Raw genomic sequence first — 23,035 nt, forward strand, 5'->3', positions numbered from 1 at the left:
ACGCATCATTTAAACTCCATGTCAATCACCACTTCCCCGCCCGGCTCAACCGAGGTCACGGCGTGGGGGTAGCGCTTCTCGAAGACGGTGATCATTGGGATGTTGTCCCGGAGGACCGTTGCGGTGAAGCCCCTGTAGCCGTTTTCACGGGCGATTTTTTCAAGGCTTCCCAGAAGATAGGAGGCCATTCCAAGGCGCTGGTAGTTTTCGCGGGTGACAAAGGCCACCTCGGCCCAGTTCTTGCGGTCAGTGGCCGCGTATGAGCCCACGGCGACGATTTCCTTGTACCCGCCCTTGGGGCCCAGGCCAATGATGGTCATGTTCTTGCGGTAATCCACGCTGGCCCACTGCTTTTGAACCACGGCGTGGCTGAACAGGCGTTTCAAGTGGAAAAACCGGTAGTAGATGGACTCATCGTTGAGTGAATAAAGGAACTCGCGGTATGAAACCTCGTCCGAAGGCATCAGGGCCCGGAACTCCACGGTCTTTCCGTTTTTGAGGCAGGCCTGGGTCTTGTACTCCTCCAAAAAGAGAAGATCGTCCTCAGGCGGCGGCATCTGGTCGGCGAATATGTAGCGCCGGGCCTTGGCGGCCTCTATGAGCTCCCCCCGAAACTTGGGGTGGGCTATCTGGGCCAGTTCCAGAACCCTCTGGTAGATGCTCTGGCCGGCAAGCTCGGCTATGCCGTATTCGGTCACCACGAAATTTACGTCGCCGCGCGTGGTGGCGACTCCGGCGCCTTCGGAAAGGTGCGGCACGATACGGCTGACCCTGCCGTTCTTGGCGGTGGAGGGAAGGGCGATGATGGAAAACCCGCCCTTGGACATGGCCGAGCCCCGGAGAAAATCCACCTGGTCGCCTATGCCCGAATAGAACACGTAGCCCATGGAGTCGGTGCAGACCTGGCCCGTGAGGTCAACTTCGAGGGCCGACGAGATGGAGATGAGCCTGTCGTTCCGGGCGATCACCGAGGGGTCGTTGACGAACTCCGAGCTTCGGAAATAGTAGAGCGGGTTGTTGTCCACGTGGTCGTAGAGCTTTTTGGTGCCCATGCACAGGCTCGCCACTATGCGGCCCGGAAGGAAGGATTTTTTCTTGTTGGTGATGACTCCTTTTTCGATCAGGGGAAGAAAGCCGTCGGTAATCATCTGGGTGTGAATGCCAAGGTCCTTCTTGTGGTCCAGGTATTTTAAGATCGAAAAGGGAATCTGCCCGAAGCCTATCTGGAGGGTGGCCCCGTCCTCGACGAGTTCGGACACGTAAAGGGCGATCCTGCGGGCCACCTCCTCGTCCGTGACTGTGGGAAGCGAGTCCACCAAAGGCTCGTCCTTCACCACTATCATGTGAAAGTCGTCCACATGCATGAAGCTGTCGCCCCAGGTGCGCGGCATCTGGGGGTTCACCTGGGCTATGACGAAGCGGGCGTTTTCCGCGCCGCTTCTTGTAACGTCCACCGAAACCCCGAGGCTGCAGTAGCCGTAGCGGTCGGGGGGGCTCACCTGGATCAGGGCCACGTCAAGGCCGATGCGCTGGCTGGAAAAGAGCTTGGGAATCTGGGACAGGTAGGCGGGCACGTAGTCGATCTTGCCTTCAAACGCGGCCTTTCTCATGCTCTGGCTGACGAAAAAGGCCTTCAAGGAAAACCTTAAATGGAATTCGGGCTTGTCCACGTATTGCGACAGGGTGGAGGAAAGCATCTGATAGATCATTATGTCGGAGACAGCCGGGTTGCGCATGAGTTCGTGGATAAGGAATTGCGGCTCCCCGCACCCGGTGCCTATGAACAGACGGCTTCCCCGCTTGATCTTTCCGATGGCGTCTTCGGCTGTGGCGACCTTCTGCGGGCAGTTTTGTTTCAGCCAGGCTTCAAATTCCACGTACCGTTCCTTTTTTCAGGCCGATAATTCCATCATGCAGCAAAAAGGAAAAAATCATTCCTTGGCCACCTTGAAACTTTCCTCCATGCCGGCGTAGCGCTTGCGGAGCTTGGGCTTTTCGATCTTTCCCGTGGGGTTTCGCGGAACCTCGCCGAAAAAGTAGCGCCTGGGACGCTTGTACCGGGGAAGCCCCTCGCAGAAGGCGTCAAGCTCCTCCATCGTTATGGTTTGCCCCTCCTTCACCTTTATCACCGCTGCGGGAATCTCCCCCAGCCGAAGGCTCGGAAGGCCGATAACGGCGGCGTCGGCGATTTTGTCATGGGTGTGCAGGAAGTTTTCGATCTCGACCGGATAGATGTTTTCCCCGCCGGAGATGATCACGTCCTTTTTGCGGTCAACCAGCCAGATGAAGCCGTCCTCGTCGGTTTTGGCCATGTCGCCCGTTGCGAGCCAGCCGTCTTTGAGTACCGCTTCCGTGGCTTCTGCGTTCCTGTAATACCCGGTCATGACTCCCGGCCCGCGCACCCAGAGTTCGCCCGGCTCGCCCGGCTTCACGGGGCCGCCATCCATATCGGTGATCCTGGTTTCCCAGTCAAAGCCGGGGCGTCCTATGGCCCCCACCTTGTGGGGGTTTTCAACGCCCAGATGTACGCAGCCCGGCCCCGAACACTCGGTCAGGCCGTAGTTGGTGTCGTACTGCTGGTTCGGGAACTGCTTCAGCCATTCAAGCACCAGGCTCGGCGGCACGGGCTGGGCCCCTATGTGCATGAGCCGCCATTGGGAGAGCTTATACTTGGAAAGACGGACCTCGCCGGATTTTATGGCGAAAAGGATGTCCAGGGCCCAGGGGACCAGGAGCCAGACCACCGTGGCCTCCTCTTCGCTCACGGCCTCAAGTATCCATTCGGGCTTTACGCCCTTTAATATGACGGCCTTGGCGCCCACTATGAAGTTGCCGAACCAGTGCATCTTGGCCCCGGCGTGGTAAAGGGGGGGGATGCACAGGAAGTTGTCGCGCCTTGTTTGGTTGTGGTGGCGGTTTTCGAGATAACAGGCGAATTCCAGGTTCCGGTGGGTGAGAAGGGCGGCCTTGGGAGTTCCGGTGGTGCCGCTGGTAAAATAGATGGCGGCCCGGTCGGCAAGGACGATTTCGACTGAAGGGTCGTCCGGGGGCTCGCTATCGATAAAATCCGAAAGAAGCACGGCCCAGTCGGGGCAGAGGTCCCTTACGCCGGAAAAAATGTAGGTGCCCACGGTTTTATCGAGGTCTTTTTTGATGGAGGCGATTTTTCCCGTGAATTCCGGCCCGAAGATGAAGGCCCTGGCCTCGGCTACATTGGCGCAGTGGCGGATTTCATCGGCCCCGAAACGGAAATTGAGGGGGGCTGCCACCGCCCCTGTGCGAAGGATTCCGAAATAGACCGGAAGCCACTCCAGGCAGTTGGTCATAAGGCATATCACGCGGTCGCCCTTTTGGACGCCCCTTTTGATAAGGGCATTGGCGAGCCGGTTGCCGGTTTCGTGAAAAGCCTGCCAGGAAATCTCGCGCCTCAGCCGCTTTTCGGGGTCCCTTTCCACGAGGGCCGTGTCCGCGCCGTACATCCGCGCGTTACGGGCCAATATCTCTGTGATTATCACGAGCGCTCCTTGATGGCTTTTCCGGTGGTACTCCCAATAAACCGAAGATACACGCAAAATCTCTTTCCGGTCAAGTTTCCTCTAAAGATGCGATGCGGGCTTTTTTTTACAATTAAAAATAGGGGCCGAATTCCTTCTTTGATTTTCCTTTTTCATAAGTATGTGGTAATAGGAGATGTGGGCCGGAATCATACTTATACAGCTGTCGCCAAGCGCCCATTGTTCCCGTTTCAATCGTAAACCCTGATCCGTTCCAAGCCTCATTCCAAGCCGACTTAACGCGCAGCCAAAAAAATCCGCCTTTTGCCGACGGAATCCGCCATCTTGAATTTTTTTCGATTCAAACGAATGAAAAGGAGTGACGGGTATGAGCACCACGGGATACAGCAAGGACTTTGAAAGAGCTCTCGAAGTTGGAAGACCCCCCAACATCAAAAGGCTTTTCCCCAATTCCAAGGCCCTTATCGTGAGCGGCAAGGCCGCCGACCGGGCGGCAAGCGCCAAGGGCGGGTGCATGATCCTGGCCGCCAACGGACGCAACCACATCACCATAAGGGGCGTTCTGGCCGCAGCCCAGCGGGCCAACGCGGTGGTTATACTGGAGATCGCGCGCTCCGAGGGCACCTATTGTCCCACCACCTTCTTTAACATCGCCCGCCAGTGCGACCAGGTCATGAACGAGCTTCACATGACGGTTCCGGTGGTGATCCACGCCGACCACTACGGAATAAAGAAGCCGTCAGACCTTAAATTCGCCAAGCAGGAAATCCCCACCATTTTCGAGGCGGGCATCACCTCCATAGCCATCGACGCAAGCCATCTTCCCGACGACGAAAACCTTCTCTCGGTCCTGGACCTCTACCCGGTCATTCCCGACTGGAGCGGCCTTGAAACCGAGGTGGGCGAAATAAAGGGCGAAAGCGGGCTTTCCACCCCGGAGGAGGCGCTTTTTCTGATACGGGGCTTAAACGCCCACGGCATATCACCGGAATGGATAGCCCTCAATAACGGCACCACCCACGGGATCGAGGCCACCGGAGCGGGAATCAACGTGGAGCTTACGGCGAAAATCCACGAGGCCATAAGGCCCTACGCGGTCTCCGGCGCCCAGCACGGAACCAGCGGCAACTCCACTGAAAAATTGAAGGCCATAGCCGCCAGGACCCGCACCACCAAGGCCAACGTGGCCACGGCCTTTCAGATGATAGCCTGGGGCCTTGATGTCAACGATTACGGAAACGCCCAGTTCGGGCCGGACGGCCAGTTCGTGAAGAAGAAGGGCCAGGGCGTGATGGATGAACTCTGGGAGGAGATGACCGCCTACGCCGCGTCCAAGGGCTTAAAGGGCGGAGACTACAAAAAGTTGAATCTTCCCTTTGAATCCGCCATAATGGCCCAGCCCACCGCGATTCGGGAGCGCATGGCCAAGGCTGTGGAGGATTTCGCCTACGGACTCATCAAAAACGTCTTCAACAGCGCCGACACCGCCCCCTTTGCCATTGAAGCCCTTCTTTCGGCGGGCTCCCACGACCTCGGCCCCAAGGCGGGAGTGATCGAGAACCCGGCGGAATGGACGCCGGAAAAAATCCGGGAAAGGGCGAAAACCCTGGCCCAGGAGGCGGAGACGGCGGGAAATTTCGATGACTGAGCGCCTGCCCCAACCCATTTGAAAAACTTCCCCCTGTTTCCATACCACATGAAAAACAGCGGGGAATCATCAATAACTTCAAGTGTTACATGAGCTTTTATGCCCCCACGGGAAAAGCATTTCTGCCATTTTTGCGGTCACCCCCTGGTTCTTAAGCAGGCCGAGGGCCGGGAACGCCTCTGGTGCGAGGCCTGCCAGGCCCCCCTCTATGAAAACCCGGTTCCCGCCACCGCCGTTGTGGTGGTTGACGCGCTGGACCGCATCTGCTTCGTGCGGCGGGGGGCCGAGCCTCACATCGGCGGCTGGTGCCTTCCGGGCGGGTTCATGGAGATAGGCGAAAGCGCCGAGGAGTGCGCCCTCCGGGAACTTTACGAGGAAACCTCCCTTAAGGGGCGCATCGGGGACCTTCTGGGAGTCACGGTAAGCCGCACCTTCGCCAACAACTGCGTTCTTCTGGTGGGCTATCTCGTTAGGGACTACTCGGGCTCCCCCCTTGCGGGCGATGATGCGAGCGACATAGGTTTTTTCGCAGAAGAGGATTTTCCGGAAATAGTGTTCGAGAGCCACAAGCGTTTTGTCCGCATCTACCAGGCAGGTTACAGAGAGATATAGCCCATGCCGGTTTTTGAATACAGCGCCCTTGACGGAAAGGGGAAAAAACGCACGGGCATCGTGGATGCAGACAGCCCCTTCACCGCCCGCCAGAAGCTCAGGGACGACGGCCTTTTCCCCACCGGGATCAAGGAAACCGCAAAGACTGCGGAAGACGGGCAATCCTCGAAATCCATCCGGATACCCGGCCTTTTCGGCGGGGTGAAAACCCGGTCGGTGTCCATCATGACGCGCCAGCTCGCCACCCTTGCCGGGGCCGGAATGCCCCTTGTGACGGCCCTGGAAATCCTGGTTCCCCAAACCGACAACCCTCGCCTCAAAAAGGTGATGGCCCAGGTTAAGGACTGCATAGTGGAGGGCCAGAGCCTTGCCCAGGCCCTTGCCCGGCATCCCAAGATATTCCCCTCCATTTACATCAACATGGTGCGGGCCGGGGAGGCCTCCGGCGCTCTGGAAATCGTACTTTCCCGCCTTGCCGACCTCTTCGAGCGCCAGGAGGCTTCAAAGCTCCGGGTCCAGAAGGCCATGGTCTACCCGGTTGTGATGATGTTCCTGGGAACCGCCGTCATGATGGTGCTCATGGTTTATATCGTGCCATCCATCACCGCCATCTTCCAGGAGGTGGACAGGGCGTTGCCCACGCCCACGCGTATTCTTCTGGGGGTAAGCTCAGCCATCCGCTCCTTCTGGTGGGTCATGGCCGCAGCAATCGCCGCTGCGGCCTTCATGCTGAACCGCGCCCGCCGCACGGAAAAGGGGCGGCTCTACGTGGACGAGACCATCCTCAAAATCCCCATCCTGGGCGGGCTGGTTTTGAAACTCGCGGTAGCCCGGTTTTCCCGCACCTTAGGCTCGCTCCTCGCCAACGGGGTTCCCATGCTGGCGGCCCTTGAAATCGTAAAGGCCGTGGTGGACAATCAGGTTCTGCGGAACATGGTGGCCCAGGCCTCGGAAAAGGTGGGGGAGGGCAGGGGCCTTGGGGAATCCCTGGCTGCCGGCGGGTTGTTCCCGGTTGTGGCGGTGCAGATGATGGGGGTTGGCGAGCACAGCGGGGCGCTCGAAGCCATGCTGGAAAAGGTGGCCGACCTCTACCAGGGCGAGGCCGAGGCCGCCATAGACTCCATGACCACCCTTCTGGAGCCTGTAATGATTCTTTGCATGGCGGTGGTTGTGGGTTTTGTGGTAATATCCATACTGTTGCCCATTTTTGAAATGAGCCAGCTTGCGGGCTGAAAAAAAGTGAGCCAAAAAATCATCGCCGTTGCTTCGGAGGCAAAAAAAATGAAAAAAATCCGCAAAGGGACCGCAAATGAGGCGGGTTTCACCCTTCTTGAACTCATGGTTGTCATAGTCATTCTGGGAATCCTTGCGGTTGCGGTGGTTCCCAAGTTCATGGACGCCCCTGACAAGGCCAAGGTTTCCAGGGCCAAAATGGACATGGAGGCCCTGGACACGGCCATCAACCGTTACAGGCTGGACGTGGGGCATTATCCCGGAACCGACCAGGGGCTTACGGCCCTTGTCACCCCGCCCACCAGCGCCGAAGACGCGGCGCGCTGGGCCAAGGGCGGCTACATCAAGGGCGGGAAGACGCCCCAGGACCCCTGGAAGCACGATTACATTTACACCTGCCCCGGAACGCACGGGGATTTCGATTTGACGTCCCTGGGCGCTGACGGCCAGGCGGGCGGCGAAGATTATAACGCCGACATCAACAGCTGGGAAATAGAGTGAGGTCCGTTTCCGCCATGCCCGGAACCTTGGGGAGGCCTGACGGTTTCACCCTCATGGAACTGGTGGTGGTGATCGTTCTCATTTCCGTCATGTTTGCGGTGGTCATACCAAGGCTTGACCTTGGGGGCAGGGTGGGCGGCCTGGAAAAGACCGTGCGGCTAGTAACGGCCCAGTTGGAGGCCCGGAAGCGGGAGGCCGTCGCGCAGCAAAAGGCCCGTTTCCTGGTATTGGACCTGGACGCCCAGAAAATCGGCCAGGAAGCCCAGGAAGGCGAGGCCGGGACCGGGGAAAAAAAAGCCGATCTCACTCCTTTTCCGGAGGGGGTGACCATAACCCAGGTGGAGACCCCGGGCAAGGGGACGGTCCGGCAGGGCCAGGTTTTGATCCGCGTGAGCAAGGAAGGCTACGTGGAGCAGGCGGCGGTGCAGGTTTCTGACAAATCCAGAAAGCTCACCCTTTTTTTCGAGCCCTTTCTGGGCGGCATAAGGCAGGTGGAGGGCTTCGCAGAACTGGACAGCCAGAACACGTAAGCTCTTGAAAAAAAGCTAATTCGGGCCGTTGAGACAGGTCTTCGGTCATAATTCCCATAACCTTTTGCGGCCTGATTCCATAATCGCCCAACAGGTCATATCAGGCGCCTTATAATCAATTCACGGAAAAAAGCCCGACATGGAAAATCCCGCTCCGTCACAGGCCATGCGCCAGTTGCCCAACCTTCTCACGCTGGGCCGCATAGCCGCCACGCCCGGTATCGTGGTGCTGCTTTTCTGGCCCGACAACCAGCTGCTCTGTTTTATCGCGGCCCTGGTTTTCAGCGCGGCGGCCATTACGGATTACCTGGACGGCTACTATGCGCGGCGCTACGCCATCGTGTCCACCCTTGGGAAATTCATGGACCCTTTGGCGGACAAGCTCCTGGTGATCGCAACGCTCATAATGCTAACCTCCGTCCAGAGGGTGGAGGGCTGGATCGTATGCGTCATCGTGGGCCGTGAGCTGGCCATCACCGGGCTTCGGGGCATAGCCGCCGAAAAGGGCGTGGTGATCGCCGCCGAAAAGCTCGGCAAGTGGAAGACCGGGTTCCAGATCGGCGCTCTCATCCCCCTTCTGATCCACTTCACCTACCTGGGGATTTCCTTCCACCTTCTGGGCATAATAACCCTGTGGGTCGCCCTCTTTCTCACCATCCTTTCGGGGATGGACTACTTCAGAAACTTTTCCCGCCTGATGCGCTGAGTGCGGCACCGTAGGTTGGGTGGTTCCGGGCCGAAGGCACGGGTTCACCCAACAATTTGAGCCTGAACAAGAAAATGCCGGGTGAACCCGCACTTTGTGCGGAACCGTCCAACCTGCCGAAACCGCCGACAATCGAGGACGGCAACTGCAATATAGCCGCCCCTGCGTTGAGCCGGACCCGGGCTTGCTGAAAAAATAGCATTATATCAGTAAGTTACAGATACCGTTACAGCAAAGCCCTAAGGGGTGAATGTTTTTTCAAGGGGACCGTAACTTTTTCTTGACATGAAAGGGGCCTGGATATAGAAAGGGCTCGCTTGAGCGGGAATAACTCAGCGGTAGAGTGCAACCTTGCCAAGGTTGAAGTCGCGGGTTCAAATCCCGTTTCCCGCTCCAGTTTTTTTTTGGCGGCATAGCCAAGTGGTAAGGCAGCGGTCTGCAAAACCGTTATACTCCGGTTCAAATCCGGATGCCGCCTCCACATCACAGAATCAAAAGGGTGGCCGGAAATTCCGGTCACCCTTTTTTATCGCCGTAAATCAGCTTTTGGGTCTTACTGCTTCGAGAGCCTCTCTTTAAGCTCCTTGTATGCCGGGCTGTCGGGATTGAAAAACACGGCTCTGCCAGCGTCTTCCAAAGCCTCCTTCTTAAGCCCCTCGGCCTCGTAGGAAATGGCCCGGTGGTAGAAGGTTTCCGGGATCCAATCGTTGGTTTTCAGAAAGGTCTCCATCATGGAGCCGCTCAGGTTGCGGGCCAGAGACAGGATGGAAAGGGACATGGTGTAGTCCCCCAGGGCCTTGTCGTGGCGGCCCATGCCCGCCCATACCGTTCCCCGGCGGTAAAAGGCCCGCAGGAAATCCCGGTTCATGGCGATGGCCCGGTCAAAGTCGGCGAGAGCCTTTTTCAGGTCGCCCGACTTGGCCAGAACGTCTCCCCGGTGGAAATAGAATCTGTCCTGCTTGGAATTAAGCCCGATGGCCTTGTCCAGGTCGCTTAAGGCCGCCTTGAAATCCCCCTTGCGATCAAACACAAGGCCCCTGTAAAAATAGCCCCTCGCGTCATCGGGAAGGTGTTTGACGCACAGGGAGAAATCCTCCAGGGCCTTGTCGATTTCATCCTCTTCAAGGAGAAGCCTTCCCCGGTAAAGGTAGGCCTTGCCGTATGAGGGCCTTATGGCTATGGCCCGGCTGAAATCCTCTTTCGCCTTGTCGTTTCGCCCCAAATCCCCCCACAAAAGGCCCCTGTTGAACAAGATTTCCGGGTCCTTGCCCCCGTTCATCCATACCGCCCGTGTGAAGTCGGCCATGGCCTTGTCCTGGAAGCCCCTGGCGGCCCATATCATGCCACGGTTGGCCAGGGCGGAGTAATCCCTGGGATTGATGTTCACCGCCGTGTCGAAATCCGAAAGGGCTTTTCCCTCATCCTTTTTCTTCGCCCAGGCAAGCCCGCGCTCCCGGAAAGCAACGCCGTTTTCCGGGTTTTTGATAATTTCCGCCGTATAGAATTTTATGGCGTCGTCGGGGTCTTTAAAGGGCGGTCCGTCGGTTTCCGCAGCCAGGGAGGCCGCCATGAAAAAAACGGCGAAAAAAACGAGAACGCCGAGTCTATCCGGCCAAAATTTCAGTCGACTGTATTCATTGCAAGGCATAGTAGAAACTCCTTGTTTCCTTCCGGTCCCAAAAGAGGGGACTCCACGGGTCCAAGGCAATTGAAGCCATAATTTTGCGCAAACTTAATTATACTGTCAAGAACCCCGGCATGTAAAACAGGATCGCGCACCACGCCTTTTTTTCCCACAAGGCCCTTTCCCACCTCGAACTGGGGCTTGACCAGGGGGATTATTCTTCCGCCCCCGGAAAGCAGCTCCTTGGCCTTGGGCAGGACCAGGGTGAGGGAGATGAAGGAAACGTCGATGACGATGATATCCGCCGGCCCAGGCATCATGTCGATGGTCAGGTTACGGATGTTGGTTCGTTCGAGGAGGGTGACCCGTGGGTCCTGCCTGAGTTTCCAGGCAAACTGGCCGTAGCCCACGTCAACGGCAAGCACGGCCCTTGCCCCGCGCGAGAGCAGGCAGTCGGTGAAGCCGCCGGTGGACGCGCCGATGTCCAGGCAGAAAAGGCCCGTGGGGTCCACCGAAAAGGCGTCGAGGGCCGCCTCCAGCTTGAGGCCCCCCCTGCTTACATAGGGCATGTCGCAGCCTTTTACCGTTATGGCGGCGTCTTCAGCCACCATGTCCCCGGCCTTGCGGCCCGGGGAGCCGTCCACCAGAACCAGGCCCGCCATTATGAAGGACTGGGCCCGCTGCCTGGAAGGCGCAAGCCCCCTTTCCACAAGGAGGCAGTCCAGGCGCTTTTTGGCCATCAGACCACCTGCCTTACGGCGTGGGCTATGCCTGCGGCGTCAAGTCCGTAGCGCCGCCTTAGAACCGGCTGCGGCCCGTGCTCAACGAACTGGTCCATTATCCCGATCCGGCTGACCCTTACCCCGCCAAGGCCGTTGTCCGCAAGGCATTCCAGCACTGCTCCGCCGAAGCCTCCGCAGAGGGCGTTTTCCTCCACCGTGACAAGCCTCGGAATTTCCCGGCAAAGTTCGAGGATGAGGGCCTCGTCCAGGGGCTTTATGAAACGTGCGTCAACCACCGTTGTTTCGATGCCCCCAAGGGCCAGCTCGGTGGCCGCGCTCATGGCCTCGCAGACCATGCGGCCCACGGCCAGTATGACGCAGTGGCCGCCCCGGCGAAGGATTTCCGCCTGGCCGATGGGGATGGGTTCGGGGTTGTCCGGAAGCGGCGTCCCCACGCCGACGCCCCTGGGATAGCGTATTGCCGACGGGCCGTTGAGCGCTAGGCCCGTGGCCAGCATTCGGGCAAGCTCCGCCTCGTCCCTGGGGGCCATGAGGACAAGGTTGGGTATGGAGCGCAGAAAACTCAGGTCAAAGGCCCCGTGATGGGTGGGGCCGTCCTCGCCCACAAGGCCCGCCCGGTCCAGGGCGAATAGCACCGGGAGGCGCTCGATGCAGACGTCGTGCAGAACCTGGTCAAAGGCCCTTTGAATAAAGGTGGAATAGATTGCCACAACCGGGCGGTATCCTTCGGCGGCCAGCCCTGCAGCGAAGGTCACGCCGTGCTGCTCGGCTATCCCCACGTCGAAAAAGCGGAGCGGATATGCCCTGGCGAATGGGGCGAGCCCGGTTCCTTCGGGCATGGCCGCAGTGACGGCAACGATTTTTTCATTCTTCTCCGCAAGGCGCAGGAGAGTGTCCCCAAAGGCCTGGGTGTAGGTGAGCCGGGTCTTGTCGGAGCTTGCGCAAGCGCCGGTGGAAATCTCGAAGGAGCCCACGCCGTGAAAATAGGTGGGGTTGGCCTCCGCAGGGGGGTAGCCCTTGCCCTTTTTGGTGATGACGTGGACCAGGGCGGGGGCGTTCACGGTTTTCGCGGTTTCCAGGGCCTCAATGAGATGATCCAGCCTGTGGCCCGGAATGGGTCCCAGATACTGGAAGTCAAAGGCCTCGAAAAGCATTCCTGGGGTGAGAAAGGTTTTCAGGGATTCCTCAACCCGCTTCATCAGGCCGTAGCGCATGGAGCCTGGTTTGAGGAAACGCTTGAACTCGTTCCTAAGCCCAAGGAACCTGCGCGACGAGGACAGCTTCCGGCTCACGAAGGAGGAAAGCGCGCCCACGTTGGGGGCTATGGACATCTCGTTGTCGTTCAAAACGACGATGAGGTCCTTGTGCAGGCCGCCCGCCTGGTTCAGGGCCTCGTAGGCCATTCCGGCGGTCATGGACCCGTCGCCGATTATGGCCACCACCTTGGCCGGGTCGTGTGAAAGCGACTTGGCGCAGGCCATGCCCAGGGCCGCTGAAATGGATGTGCTGGAATGGCCCACGGTGAAGGCGTCGTAGGGGCTTTCGCTCATGCGCACGAAGCCCGAAAGCCCGCCGTCCTGGCGAAGGGTGTCAAAGCGGTCGTACCTGCCGGTCAGAATCTTGTGGGCATAGGCCTGGTGGCCCACGTCCCATACGATCTTGTCTTTCGGGGCGTCGAAAACCCTGTGAATGGCAACGGCAAGCTCCACCACCCCAAGGCTGGGGGCCAGATGGCCGCCGGTCTTGGAAACGGTTTCGATTATGGTCCAGCGCACCTCGTCGGCAAGGTCGGCAAGGGCGCTTTCGGAGAGCTTCTTGAGGTCTTGGGGGCCTTCAATCTTATCCAGGTATTTAATCGCGTTCAAGCGTTTAAGGCCTTATTCTAATGGGTGCGTTCAATGACATATCTGGCGATTGCTGCAAGCGGAGCGCTTTTTTCATCAAAGCCGGAAAGGGCCTCCAACGCATCGGCGACGAGGCTGTTTCCGAAATCCCTTGCCCCGTCAAGGCCCAGAAGGGCAGGGTAGGTGCTCTTGCTGCGGGCGGCGTCGGTTCCTTTAGCCTTGCCCATTATGGCAGGGTCGCCCACCACGTTCAAGATATCGTCAGCCACCTGAAAGGCCAGGCCGATCAAACGCGAAAATTTTTCCAGGGCCACGATCTGTTCCGGTCTGGCCTTGGCCATACACGCACCGGCAAAAACCGAGGCCGATATCAGAGCGCCGGTTTTCAGGCCGTGCATGGTTTCAAGTTCGGCCAGATCAAGCCGGCATTTTTCACCAAGGATGTCGTGCATCTGGCCTTCTATCATGCCGCTCAAACCCACGCCTTTTGCTATGGAGTGAATCACCCGAAAACGCCGGGCAAGCTCATCCGCATCACCATCGGCTTTTTCCGTCAGCATTTCAAAGGCCAGGTTCAAGAGGGCGTCCCCGGCCAGGATGGCGGTGGCCTCGTCAAAGGCCTTGTGGCAGGTTGGCTTTCCGCGACGGAGGTCGTCGTTGTCCAGGCCCGGAAGGTCGTCGTGAATCAGGGAAAAGGTGTGGATGAGCTCCAGGGCGCAGGCCGCGTCCATTACATCCTTGGCGCGCCCTCCCACGGCCTCGGCTGAGGCGATGCACAAAATGGGACGTATCCGCTTTCCGCCCGCACGCACGCTGTAGCACATGGCGGCGGCCACCCGGCTGTCTTGTGGAAGCCCGCCCAAAATTTTTTCAAGCGCTTTTTCAACCAGGGCGCTCTTTTCGGCAAGATAGGATTTGATATTCATTGCAGGAATTTTCCTATTCGTCAGAGCCGGGCTCGAAAGCCTCTTCCCGCGAGCCGTTATCGCCCGACATCAATATGGTCACTTTTTTCTGCACTTCATCAAGCTTTTCGGCGCACAGGCGCGAGAGGCGCATTCCGTCCTCGAATTTTTTCAGGGATGCGTCAAGGGAAAGCTCGCCGGTTTCCATTTCCCTTACGATTTTTTCAAGCTCGGCCATGGCCGTTTCAAAGGAGGGCTTTTTCATGGTGATTCCGTTTCCTTTCCGGGCTTGGGGCCTGCGGTTTTTTCCACCCGGCAGATCAGAGAGCCGGACCCAAGGGTTATTTCGACGGGTTGACCTTCATGAACCATGTCGCTTCGCCGAATGACGGCCTTTCTGGGAACGCTTAGGGTTATGGAGTAGCCTCGTTCCAGCACCGCTCTTGGGGAGAGGGCTTTAAGGCGTCCGGTTGCGCCGTTCAAAGAGGCTTCCCGGCCAGTGATGGCCCCGGCCAGCGAATGGCGCAGCTTGAGATCAAAAAGTTCAAGTGTTGATTTAAGTTTTTGTGCGCGTGATTGGGGGCCGGAATCCATGAGCCGGTCTTTGAGCCCAAGGGAAAGGCGGGCGCGGTTTTCGATGTTTCGCAGAATCGAGGATTCCAGCTTATACATCAGGCTTTCGAGCCGGGCCTTGGACCGGGCCGCCATTTCATTGGGCGGGATCAGGCGGCGGGTGTTGTGTTCGAGGACCAGGGATTTTCTCTCCAGAAGCCTTTTCATGAGGTTTGTCAGGCGCATGGCGTTTTCGTCGATCCGCTGGACCCAGGCCTCCTTTTCCGGCCACACCATCTGGGCGGCGGCGGTTGGGGTGGGGGCCCTTTGGTCGGCCACGAAGTCGCAGATGGTGGTGTCGGTCTCATGGCCCACGGCGGAGACCACCGGAATTGCGGAGCTATGAACGGCCCTGGCCACGGCCTCGGTGTTGAAGGGGGCCAGATCCTCCAGGCTTCCGCCGCCACGGGCCAGTATTATGACGTCAGCCTCGGCCCTCCTGTTCACCGTTTCGAGGGCGGCCACGATTTCAGCCGCGCTGGTCTCGCCCTGGACCTTTACCGGGACCACCTGGATTCTTGCGTTTTCGTATCTTTTCCCGGCTACCCGGAGGATGTCGTGGATGACCGCGCCGGTGGGCGAGGTGATGACACTTACGAAACCGGGCAGAAAGGGCAGGGGCCTTTTGCGTTTCTGGTCGAAGAGGCCTTCCTTTTCCAGCTTTTCCTTCATCTGCATGAAGGCCACCGCCAAAGCGCCGATACCGGCGGGCTCCAGGTGCTCGATGATGAGCTGGTACGCGCCCTGGGGCTCGTAGACCGAAACCCGGCCAAGGGCGATGGCGGCCATGCCGTCGGCGGGGGAAAATTTCAGGTGCCGGTTGATGCCTTTCCACATCACGCACTTTACCTGCGCGCCAAGGTCTTTGAGGGAAAAATAAAAGTGGCCGGAGGACGGGGCCGAAAAGTTGGAGATTTCGCCCGTGACCCAGACATAGGGGTAGGCATCCTCCAGGGTCTTTTTGACGAGCCCGGAAAACTCGGAAATCGTGAGAATCCGCCTTTGAACCGGCCTGTATGGGGTGTCCATGAATAAGCCCTGGGAAAAAGTCCATTCGACGCCGGATATTCAATAAATTCCATACTGCACGTACCACAGAAGGCGATTACCCGCAAGGAACTAACGAGATAGGGGCGATGGTGAAAGTCGACGGTCGGCAGCGGGCGGTCTCCGGTAGGTTGGGTGGTTCCGGGCCGAAGGTCCGGGATCACCCAACCTACATTCAGATAGTCCATCTTCCCAGCAAGCCTTTTCCTTGCTTTTCAGTTTTTAATCTAAGCCCGGCCCGAAAGCCTCCTGTGGGGGAGGCGGGGCGAACCCCGAAGCCTCCCATATATTATGTTAATTTTTGGAATCATCTTCACGATTCCAAAAGTTAACATAATATATATTATCGGACGTTATTGATATGCCGGAAACCTCAACTGCGCAGTTCTCCAGAAAACCGGCCCCGTGACGGGCTCGGCGCGAACGGGATCGCCGTCTTTGCCTGTCACCCCCACGAATCGGACAAAGATGATGCTGGTAATCTTAAGAATCCAAAGCCCAGGAAATATTCGGCGGGAAAATCTGCGTAAAGTCAATGGCTGTTGCGGGAATGACCGGATTCATTGCTGGACGGGCTTTTGGCGTGCTGCGAGATTATGTCCCTTATGTGAGGCATCACGTAGACGTCGTCCAGATTCATTTTGGCCAGGCTTTCGGCCATAATGGCGATTTTCTCGCTTTCGGCGAGCTTGCGTTCGAGGATTATGCGGGTTTTGCCGCGCACCACGCACAGGCCGCTTCTCACGTGCACCGGGCTTTTGAGCAAAACCCGCTCCACCACGCCGATGCCGAGCTTTTCAGCGAGGTTTTTCAGCTCCGTCAGTATGGCGGTCTTGTTCATGAAGCTCTTTTTGCGTAAATCGGGGCGTCCGTCAAGTGCCGGTCCCTTTTCGGGACGCCCCTTTAAGGAAAAATCGGAATCATATGCCCTCGTGAGGCATTATGAGGACCTTTATGGAGTCCTCCCCCGCTGCGCCTGAAACCAGCGAAAAGCCCCGGCCCGTCCCGCTCAGGGGCAGCCTGTGGGTTATGAGGCTTTTGACCGGCACCCTGTTGTGGCGTATGAGGGAAAGCGCCGCAGCGCAGTCCGCCGGGCCTGCGCCGTAGGACTGGGTCCAGGTGACACCGTCCTGCCAGAGGGTGTTTATGGGTATGGGAAACTCCACGCCAGGATCTGTGGGGGCGAAAACCAGGACCGTGCCACCCCTGTCCACACTCTGCAATGCCTGCCTGTATACCGATAGTGCCCCCGCGCAGACAAGGACCAGCCTTGCGCCCCGCCCGTCGTTGACCTTTCTCACCCAGGCCGGAACGTCCTGTCCGGCGTGGATCACCTTGTCGGCCCCGACGGCTTTGGCCGCTTCAAGCCGGTATTCGTTAACGTCCGTGGCCATTATGCGCCCTGCCCCAAGGGCCTTTGCCAGGGCCACGTGCAAAAGGCCCGATATTCCGGCTCCCAGGACCAGGACGCTCCAGCCGGGCTGAAGGCGCGCCATACGCTGTTGCGCCCGCCACACGCAGCCAAGGGGCTCGATGAAGGAGCCGTCCTCGAAGCTCACCTCGTCCGGCAGTTTGAGCGTCCCCCGGTCAACGTTTATTTCAGGAACCCGCACGTACTGTGAGAAGCCGCCCGGATCGAAGGTTGTGGTGCGCAAAGTGTCGCACACGGTGTGAAGGCCCTCGGCGCAGTAAGCGCAGGTGTTGCAAGGCACATGGTGGGTCACGAAGACCCTGTCGCCGGGCTTGAACCTTTTCACCTCCGAGCCGGTTTTGACCACGACGCCGGTTATTTCATGTCCCAGTACTATGGGGGCCTTTTTGATGCGGTACCATTCCATGACGTCGCTGCCACAGATGCCGCTGGCCAGAATTTTCACCAGGATTTCCCGGCTTCCTATGGCGGGTACCGGCCTTGTTTCCAGGCGCACGTCCCGGTTATTGTAGTAGACGGCGACGTTCATGACATCGGGAACGGTGTTGTGGTCCTCGGCGGCCATAAGTTGTCTTCCTTTCTGTAATCATTGAATCTTAAACTAATATTTAAACTGATGACTGAACTTTTGACGCCCGATGGGTATGATTAAAACACCGGCAACAGGCTATTGTCGGCTTATAAGGCATTCGCAAATGTTTTACGACCGTAAAACCAGCATGTCAAGGCCGGTACGTTTTGTTTTACAATATGCTTGCGCACGGGCTTTGCCCGCTGATAAACTATGAAAATTAAAGGTTTTCGATTCCAAAGGCATTGCAAGGCTTTTCAAAAAAGCGTCAATCCTTGCCCTCACTCCAAAAAATTGATGAAGAAAGCCCTCCATCGATGGAACCCCTCGCAAACACGACATCTTCAAAAGCCGATTACGAAAAGCTGCTGACCATATCGGTTTTTTTTATCATTTTCGCATCGGCCTTTCATCTGTTCTCACTGGTCACAGCCGACCCCGATCTGTGGGGGCACTTAAAGTTCGGCATGGACCACGTCAAACAGGGGGCGCTCGAATGGACCGACCCCTATTCCTTCACCGCCTACGGCTACACCTGGATCAACCACGAATGGCTTTGCGAGGTAATCTTTTACCTCGTCTACACGGCCTTTTCCGACGCCGGGCTCTTGTACGGGAAACTGCTGATGGGCTTTGCCGCCCTGGGATTTCTGATTCTTGCCTGTTTCAGGCGCACGGTAAATCCCCTGGTGCTGGCCGTAACGGGGGTGCTGGCGGTAATCGGCATGTCCCCCGGATTTATGATAAGGCCCCAGCTTTTTTCCTTCCTGTTTTTCGGCGTATTCCTGTACGTGCTGCAGCTTTACTTCACCGGCCGACGGAACCTCCTGTTCCTGCTTCCGATACTTACGGCCCTTTGGGTCAACCTGCACGGCGGCTTTTTGATGGGCTGGGCACTGATGCTTGTGGTGACGGGCTGGGAGACCTTTTCCCACGTAATATTGAGAAGGAAAAGGGATGGCCTTTGGAAAATCTGGGCCGCCTTCATCGCCCTAAACCTTGCGACCCTCATCAACCCTTACGGATACCGGCTCCACGTTTTCCTCTGGGAGACCCTCACCTTCACGCCCGACATAACCGAGTGGAACCGGCTCCACCTTTTCGATCTTTCCTATCCTTACGTAAAGGCGCTAATGGCCCTTTACCTTCTGTGCGCAATCTTCGACCGGAAACACGTGCGAGGCTGGGAATTCTGGGCTGTCGCCATGACCCTTTTCGCAACCCTAAAACACGAGCGCCACAGCGTCTTTTTCGCCATGGCTGCAATGCCCTTTATCGTGAATCACGCATCAAACAAGGTCCGGGATTTGAAAAGCAGATATCCGGGGGTGTCCATCTCGCCGCCCTCGAAATTGGCCATCACCGTTTTCATATGCCTTTCGGCGGCCATGCTCACGGCCCGTGGAGCAAGCATTTACGCAGCCTCCGGCAGCCGGATATTCGTGGACTTCGACAAGTACCCGGCCCATGCGGTTGCCTTCATGAAAAAGAACAGGATACATGGGAACATGCTGGTGCCTTTCGACTGGGGCGAATACGTTTTATGGCACCTTTACCCGGAATCGAAGGTTTCCATAGACGGCAGGTTCACCACATCCTACCCGGATTCGGTGATCGACCCGCATTTTCTGGCCATTGACGACGAGGCGGGATGGAAAAGGCTGGTGGAAAAATTCCCGTCGGACGTTATAATCGCCCGCCAGATTCCATATTTTCAAAAACTTGCGGCCCAAAAGGACATGGCCTGGCTTTGCGTTTATTATGACAGGCTTTCCATGGTCTTCATAAAAAACAGCCCCAAAAACCATGAAATGCTGGCAAGGGTCGTTACCGGGAGTTTCGATTATTCCGCATCTCCCATCGAGCCGTTTTTTCCGTAAAAGGACCGCTGGCAGTTTTTGGGGAGAAAAGCCGCGAGGTGAAGGGAATAAGCAGAAAGGCTGAATTTTGAAAGGGCGGCCCGGTTTTGATAAACCCGCCCTTCCCTTTTTTAAGGCCAAAGCGGCAGGCCCCCTGCCCTGCCCTTATCTGAAAAGATTATACTTGATGATGCACCACAGGGCCTTGAACCCGTCCTTTGCGCCGATTTTTTTTCCTTCCGCGTAGGTCCGGCCCGAATACGATATGCCCACCTCGTAAATCCTGCATTTGAGCTTCGCAACCTTGGCGGTTATTTCCGGCTCGAAACCGAAGCGGTTTTCCTCAATTTTGATTTTGTCCAGTATTTCGCGTCTGAAAACCTTGTAACAGACCTCCATGTCGGTAAGATTCAAGTTCGTGAACATGTTGGACAAAAGGGTCAGGAAGCGGTTGCCCACCGAATGCCAGAAATAGAGCACCCTGTGCACGTCGCCGCCAACGAAGCGGGAGCCGTAAACGACGTCGGCCTTGCCCTGAAGTATGGGGGCCAGAAGCCTTGGGTACTCGGCAGGGTCGTATTCGAGATCGGCGTCCTGAACAAGGACTATGTCGCCCGTTACCGAGGCGAACCCGGTTCTGAGGGCCGCGCCCTTGCCCATGTTTTTTTCGTGGGAGAAAAGCCTTATGGCCCCGGATTTTTCGATTCCTTTAAGCACGTCCAGGGTACGGTCTGTGGAGCAGTCGTTAACCGCCACTATTTCCCTTTCAATTCCGGGAAGGTTTACCGCCAAAACCCCATCGAGCACCTGGCTTATGGTTTTTTCCTCATTATATACCGGAATCACTATGGAAAGTTTCAATGGACCTCCTTTTTGCCGCCTTCGGAATTCCGGGCCTGCCTGTCTTCCAGTATCCGCTTTATTATAGGCCATAAATCGTCATCAAGAGGAACATAAAGCATGAATACCGGATCGGCCTTGCAAAAGGCGATGAATTCATCAACCTGCCCGGGAGGAATCATGCCGAAAAGCCTGTCGACGACTCCTCCCGAATCCCTGCGCCCAAGCCTCGCGTTCAGATAGGCCAGAGAGACCAGTCCGCGAATATCCATGGAATAATCCTTGAGAAAGATATCCCAATGGGCGGCGCTTTTTTCGAGGTCCCCCATCCTTGCGAAAGCAGCCCCTATAACCGCGTGAAAAGACGTTGCCCCGGCCTTGGCGGCAAGGGCCTTTTTCGCAGTTTCCACCGCCTTTTCATACTCCTTTTTCTGAACGAAGATCAGGGCGAGTGTTTCCGACAGCGCCGGATTTTTGGGAAAATACGAAAGGCTTCCGGTGGCGGTTTCAAGGGCGTTTTCGGTATCGCCAGCCGCAAGCTGCGCCAGAGAAAGGGAGTTTAAGCCCGGAATGTAATCGGGAATCGTTTTAAGGGCCTGCCTGAACAGGGAAATCGCCGTCTTCGGGTCCTTATTCAAATGAAGATGGCATACGCCGGTATTGTAAAGGGCCATGGCCGCCTGGGATTTACTGTTGAACCTGTTTAATTCAACTGCAGCCCGACACTCGACGCAGGCTTTGGTCATGCTCCTTTGCCAGTAAGCCTCACCAAGATGGGAATGGGGAAGCGAATAGGCTGGGTATTTTTTTATGTGATATCGCCACAGGCGCTCTTCGGAGGAAAAGTTGCGGTTTATTTCGTGCACCGAAAAAATTGAGAGCGCCACGAAAAGGCCCGCGAAAATTACAGCCAGCAAAGCCGGGAGGGACTGCCGGACGCCTTTTTCCCATACGCTCGCAAGGGCTGCGCCCACCGGAAGGAACAAAAAGGCCGATGGGACGTAATTTCGATGCTCGTAGACGAGCTCAAGGGGCAAAATTGTGCTTTCCAGCAGGTGATTTAGGAAAAAGAAAAGAATGGCGAAGGACAGGAGGCGTTGACGCCTTGCCATCCACAGGGCCCAGAAAATGAGAAGCAGCACCCCGAAGACAGCTGGCAAGGTTGTGGCGGGGGAGAAAAGGGATCGGGAGACCTCTGCGTCGTGAAGAAGGGCGAAGCGCTCCGTCCAGGGAAATGCCATAAGGCCAAGGTAGAAGAACAAAATCCTGGGTTCGGTGAGAAGGCGCTCGAATACGGTGAAGTAACGATCCGCATAAGCCGCTTCCAGGCGGCCCCAGAGCATCCAGGCCCTTAAAGCCGCTATCGTCAGCAAGGCCACGGCCATGACGGCGGCGATCAATTTTTGGCGTCTGCTCCACTTGGTTTCAAAAAAAATTATTTCGATCAGCCCGAAATTGAGGGGCAAAAGCAGCGCGTTTTCCTTGAAGCCCAAGGCCAGAAGGAAGCACGCCCCGCAAAGAACGAAGAAAAAGGCGGGCATCCTGCCGGTGCGGGCCATAACATAAAACCAGATGGCGAGGAAAAAAAACAGGCCACACATGGATGTCATGCGCTGGACGATGAAGCTTACCGCGTTTGCCTGGATGGGATGGACGGCCCATAAAAGGGCGGCCAAAAATGCGCCGAGAAGAGCGGCGCTTTTTCCGTTTTCCGGTTTCAACAGTAAAAGCATGGTTCGGAAAAGAAAGAACAGGACCACCGCAACGGCGAAATGCACGATGAAATTGACCAGATGATAGCCGAAAACCGAAAGGCCGTGAAAGGCGTGGTTTACGGCGAATGAGAGATAGGCCAAGGGCCTTGAATTGATTTCGTTGTTGAAAAAACTTTTGGATAATTCCCGAAGTGAAAAATGCGAGGCGTGTACATTGGGGTTGGCTACGATATTGTTTAAATCGTCATAAACAAATGGGCTGTAAAAGCTGTTCGCGTATCCTGCAAGAATCGCGAAAAAAAGAAGCGCAACCGCAACGAGTTCCTTACCGCGCAGGCTGGACGCGCCATTTTCGACGATCGAAGCAAGGCTTCTGTCTCGCATGTTTTTTTCTTGCTTTGGCGTTTCCGGGAGGCAGACTCTATATGATACAAAAAAAAAGGGAGGAGGAAACTTTCGTCTCCTCCTCCCCTCTTCATGCTACTGCTATGCAGCGGTGATGGTGCCGTCGGAGGCTACGGTGTAGGTCTTGTCGCCGGAGCCGTGGGTCGCGGTGATGGACAGTGTGCCCTGGGTGCCAGCCGCAACGGTGGTGGTCACGTTGGCGCTCTGGACATAGCCGTTGCTCTTGATCAATGCCAGAGTCGCAGTTCCGGTGGGGTTGTCGGTGAAATAGGCCTGGGCCGCAGTGTAGGCGTTCTTGGCATCGGAGTTGGCTGCCGCGTTGTAGGAACGCTTACGATAGGCGATGAAGTTCGGGATTGCGATGGCCGCCAAGATACCGATAATGGCGATGACGATCATGAGTTCGATGAGGGTGAAGCCTTTGTCCTTGCGGGTGAGTTTCTGAAGCATCATGGTAGTATCTCCTTTTTTTAGTGTGGTGTTACAGAGCCTTTCGGCCGTGGAATTGGGTGTCTCAGGACTCCGGGTTTTTGGCCCCCTTTGACACTCGGTGTTTGGTTTTATATGAATGCATGATGCGTGCCAAGACAAAACAAATCGCATGATCAATGAAAACAACCCCCCTCCCGGACCCGTTGGCCATCGATGCGGGGATTTTCACCGGTTAAAGCGGGAATTTTTCCCTCTCGCCGG

General features: G+C 57.0%; 20 protein-coding genes and 2 tRNA genes. 9 read left to right on the forward strand and 13 right to left on the reverse strand.

Annotated features, from left to right (window positions below):
- Positions 1-5: 5 nt before the first annotated feature.
- Together HZB23_07605 and HZB23_07610 are read right to left on the reverse strand one after the other, a co-directional pair.
- Complete coding sequence (locus HZB23_07605; protein ID MBI5844517.1) at positions 6-1,877, reverse strand: GNAT family N-acetyltransferase; 1,872 nt, start codon at positions 1,875-1,877, stop codon at positions 6-8.
- Between the two features lie 54 nt (positions 1,878-1,931).
- Entirely contained in the window at positions 1,932-3,515 is a 1,584-nt protein-coding gene (locus HZB23_07610) for an AMP-binding protein (protein MBI5844518.1), read from the reverse strand.
- Between the two features lie 367 nt (positions 3,516-3,882).
- On the opposite strand from HZB23_07610, the gene HZB23_07615 reads away from it, so the two are divergent.
- The 8 genes from HZB23_07615 to HZB23_07650 all read left to right on the forward strand — a co-directional run bounded on the left by HZB23_07615 (position 3,883) and on the right by HZB23_07650 (position 9,226).
- Positions 3,883-5,163: a class II fructose-bisphosphate aldolase gene (locus HZB23_07615; GenBank protein MBI5844519.1), complete on the forward strand. Its 1,281-nt coding sequence runs from the start codon at positions 3,883-3,885 to the stop codon at positions 5,161-5,163.
- A 99-nt stretch (positions 5,164-5,262) separates the two neighbouring features.
- Entirely contained in the window at positions 5,263-5,775 is a 513-nt protein-coding gene (locus HZB23_07620; protein ID MBI5844520.1) for an NUDIX domain-containing protein, read from the forward strand.
- A gap of 3 nt (positions 5,776-5,778) precedes the next feature.
- Positions 5,779-7,008, forward strand: coding sequence for a type II secretion system inner membrane protein GspF (gene gspF / locus HZB23_07625; protein MBI5844521.1), 1,230 nt, complete (start codon positions 5,779-5,781; stop codon positions 7,006-7,008).
- A 48-nt stretch (positions 7,009-7,056) separates the two neighbouring features.
- Positions 7,057-7,509, forward strand: coding sequence for a type II secretion system major pseudopilin GspG (gene gspG, locus HZB23_07630; protein MBI5844522.1), 453 nt, complete (start codon positions 7,057-7,059; stop codon positions 7,507-7,509).
- Positions 7,506-8,039, forward strand: coding sequence for a prepilin-type N-terminal cleavage/methylation domain-containing protein (locus tag HZB23_07635; protein MBI5844523.1), 534 nt, complete (start codon positions 7,506-7,508; stop codon positions 8,037-8,039). The genes gspG and HZB23_07635 overlap by 4 nt, the downstream gene beginning before the upstream one ends.
- A 166-nt stretch (positions 8,040-8,205) precedes the next feature.
- Positions 8,206-8,745 (forward strand): CDP-diacylglycerol--glycerol-3-phosphate 3-phosphatidyltransferase, encoded by a 540-nt coding sequence (gene pgsA / locus HZB23_07640; protein MBI5844524.1) that lies wholly within the window; start codon positions 8,206-8,208, stop codon positions 8,743-8,745.
- A 321-nt stretch (positions 8,746-9,066) separates the two neighbouring features.
- Positions 9,067-9,141 (forward strand) — tRNA-Gly (locus HZB23_07645).
- A gap of 10 nt (positions 9,142-9,151) precedes the next feature.
- Positions 9,152-9,226: transfer RNA gene (locus HZB23_07650), tRNA-Cys, on the forward strand.
- Between the two features lie 72 nt (positions 9,227-9,298).
- On the opposite strand, the gene HZB23_07655 is transcribed toward HZB23_07650, so the two are convergent.
- The 8 genes from HZB23_07655 to HZB23_07690 form a co-directional block, all read right to left on the reverse strand.
- Positions 9,299-10,393, reverse strand: coding sequence for a tetratricopeptide repeat protein (locus tag HZB23_07655; GenBank protein MBI5844525.1), 1,095 nt, complete (start codon positions 10,391-10,393; stop codon positions 9,299-9,301).
- Positions 10,366-11,109 carry a TlyA family RNA methyltransferase gene (locus tag HZB23_07660; protein MBI5844526.1) on the reverse strand — a complete coding sequence of 248 codons (744 nt, stop codon included), beginning with the start codon at positions 11,107-11,109 and terminating at the stop codon, positions 10,366-10,368. Before HZB23_07660 ends, HZB23_07655 begins: the two co-directional genes overlap by 28 nt.
- Positions 11,109-12,968, reverse strand: a complete 1,860-nt coding sequence (locus HZB23_07665) for a 1-deoxy-D-xylulose-5-phosphate synthase (GenBank protein ID MBI5844527.1) — start codon at positions 12,966-12,968, stop codon at positions 11,109-11,111. The genes HZB23_07660 and HZB23_07665 overlap by 1 nt, the downstream gene beginning before the upstream one ends.
- A gap of 26 nt (positions 12,969-12,994) precedes the next feature.
- Positions 12,995-13,882 carry a polyprenyl synthetase family protein gene (locus tag HZB23_07670; protein MBI5844528.1) on the reverse strand — a complete coding sequence of 296 codons (888 nt, stop codon included), beginning with the start codon at positions 13,880-13,882 and terminating at the stop codon, positions 12,995-12,997.
- Between the two features lie 13 nt (positions 13,883-13,895).
- The gene (gene xseB, locus HZB23_07675; protein MBI5844529.1) at positions 13,896-14,126 is read right to left on the reverse strand and encodes an exodeoxyribonuclease VII small subunit; all 231 of its coding nucleotides are present in this window, start codon (positions 14,124-14,126) and stop codon (positions 13,896-13,898) included.
- Complete coding sequence (locus HZB23_07680) at positions 14,123-15,502, reverse strand: exodeoxyribonuclease VII large subunit (protein ID MBI5844530.1); 1,380 nt, start codon at positions 15,500-15,502, stop codon at positions 14,123-14,125. The genes xseB and HZB23_07680 overlap by 4 nt, the downstream gene beginning before the upstream one ends.
- 550 nt (positions 15,503-16,052) lie before the next feature.
- A complete protein-coding gene (locus HZB23_07685; GenBank protein ID MBI5844531.1) occupies positions 16,053-16,361 on the reverse strand; it encodes a hypothetical protein in 309 nt (102 codons plus the stop codon).
- A gap of 79 nt (positions 16,362-16,440) precedes the next feature.
- A complete protein-coding gene (locus HZB23_07690) occupies positions 16,441-17,481 on the reverse strand; it encodes an alcohol dehydrogenase catalytic domain-containing protein (GenBank protein ID MBI5844532.1) in 1,041 nt (346 codons plus the stop codon).
- Positions 17,482-17,840: 359 nt separating this feature from the next.
- Here HZB23_07690 and HZB23_07695 point away from each other — a divergent pair, with 359 nt between their 5' ends.
- Entirely contained in the window at positions 17,841-19,403 is a 1,563-nt protein-coding gene (locus tag HZB23_07695) for a hypothetical protein (GenBank protein MBI5844533.1), read from the forward strand.
- A 144-nt stretch (positions 19,404-19,547) separates the two neighbouring features.
- Here HZB23_07695 and HZB23_07700 read toward each other — a convergent pair whose 3' ends face one another.
- The 3 genes from HZB23_07700 to HZB23_07710 all read right to left on the reverse strand — a co-directional run bounded on the left by HZB23_07700 (position 19,548) and on the right by HZB23_07710 (position 22,792).
- Entirely contained in the window at positions 19,548-20,243 is a 696-nt protein-coding gene (locus HZB23_07700; protein MBI5844534.1) for a glycosyltransferase family 2 protein, read from the reverse strand.
- Positions 20,240-22,321 (reverse strand): tetratricopeptide repeat protein, encoded by a 2,082-nt coding sequence (locus HZB23_07705; GenBank protein MBI5844535.1) that lies wholly within the window; start codon positions 22,319-22,321, stop codon positions 20,240-20,242. Before HZB23_07705 ends, HZB23_07700 begins: the two co-directional genes overlap by 4 nt.
- Positions 22,322-22,423: 102 nt before the next feature.
- Positions 22,424-22,792, reverse strand: a complete 369-nt coding sequence (locus HZB23_07710) for a prepilin-type N-terminal cleavage/methylation domain-containing protein (GenBank protein ID MBI5844536.1) — start codon at positions 22,790-22,792, stop codon at positions 22,424-22,426.
- Positions 22,793-23,035: the final 243 nt, after the last annotated feature.

Source organism: Deltaproteobacteria bacterium, from assembly GCA_016235345.1.
Lineage (GTDB): Bacteria > Desulfobacterota > Desulfobacteria > Desulfobacterales > Desulfatibacillaceae > JACRLG01.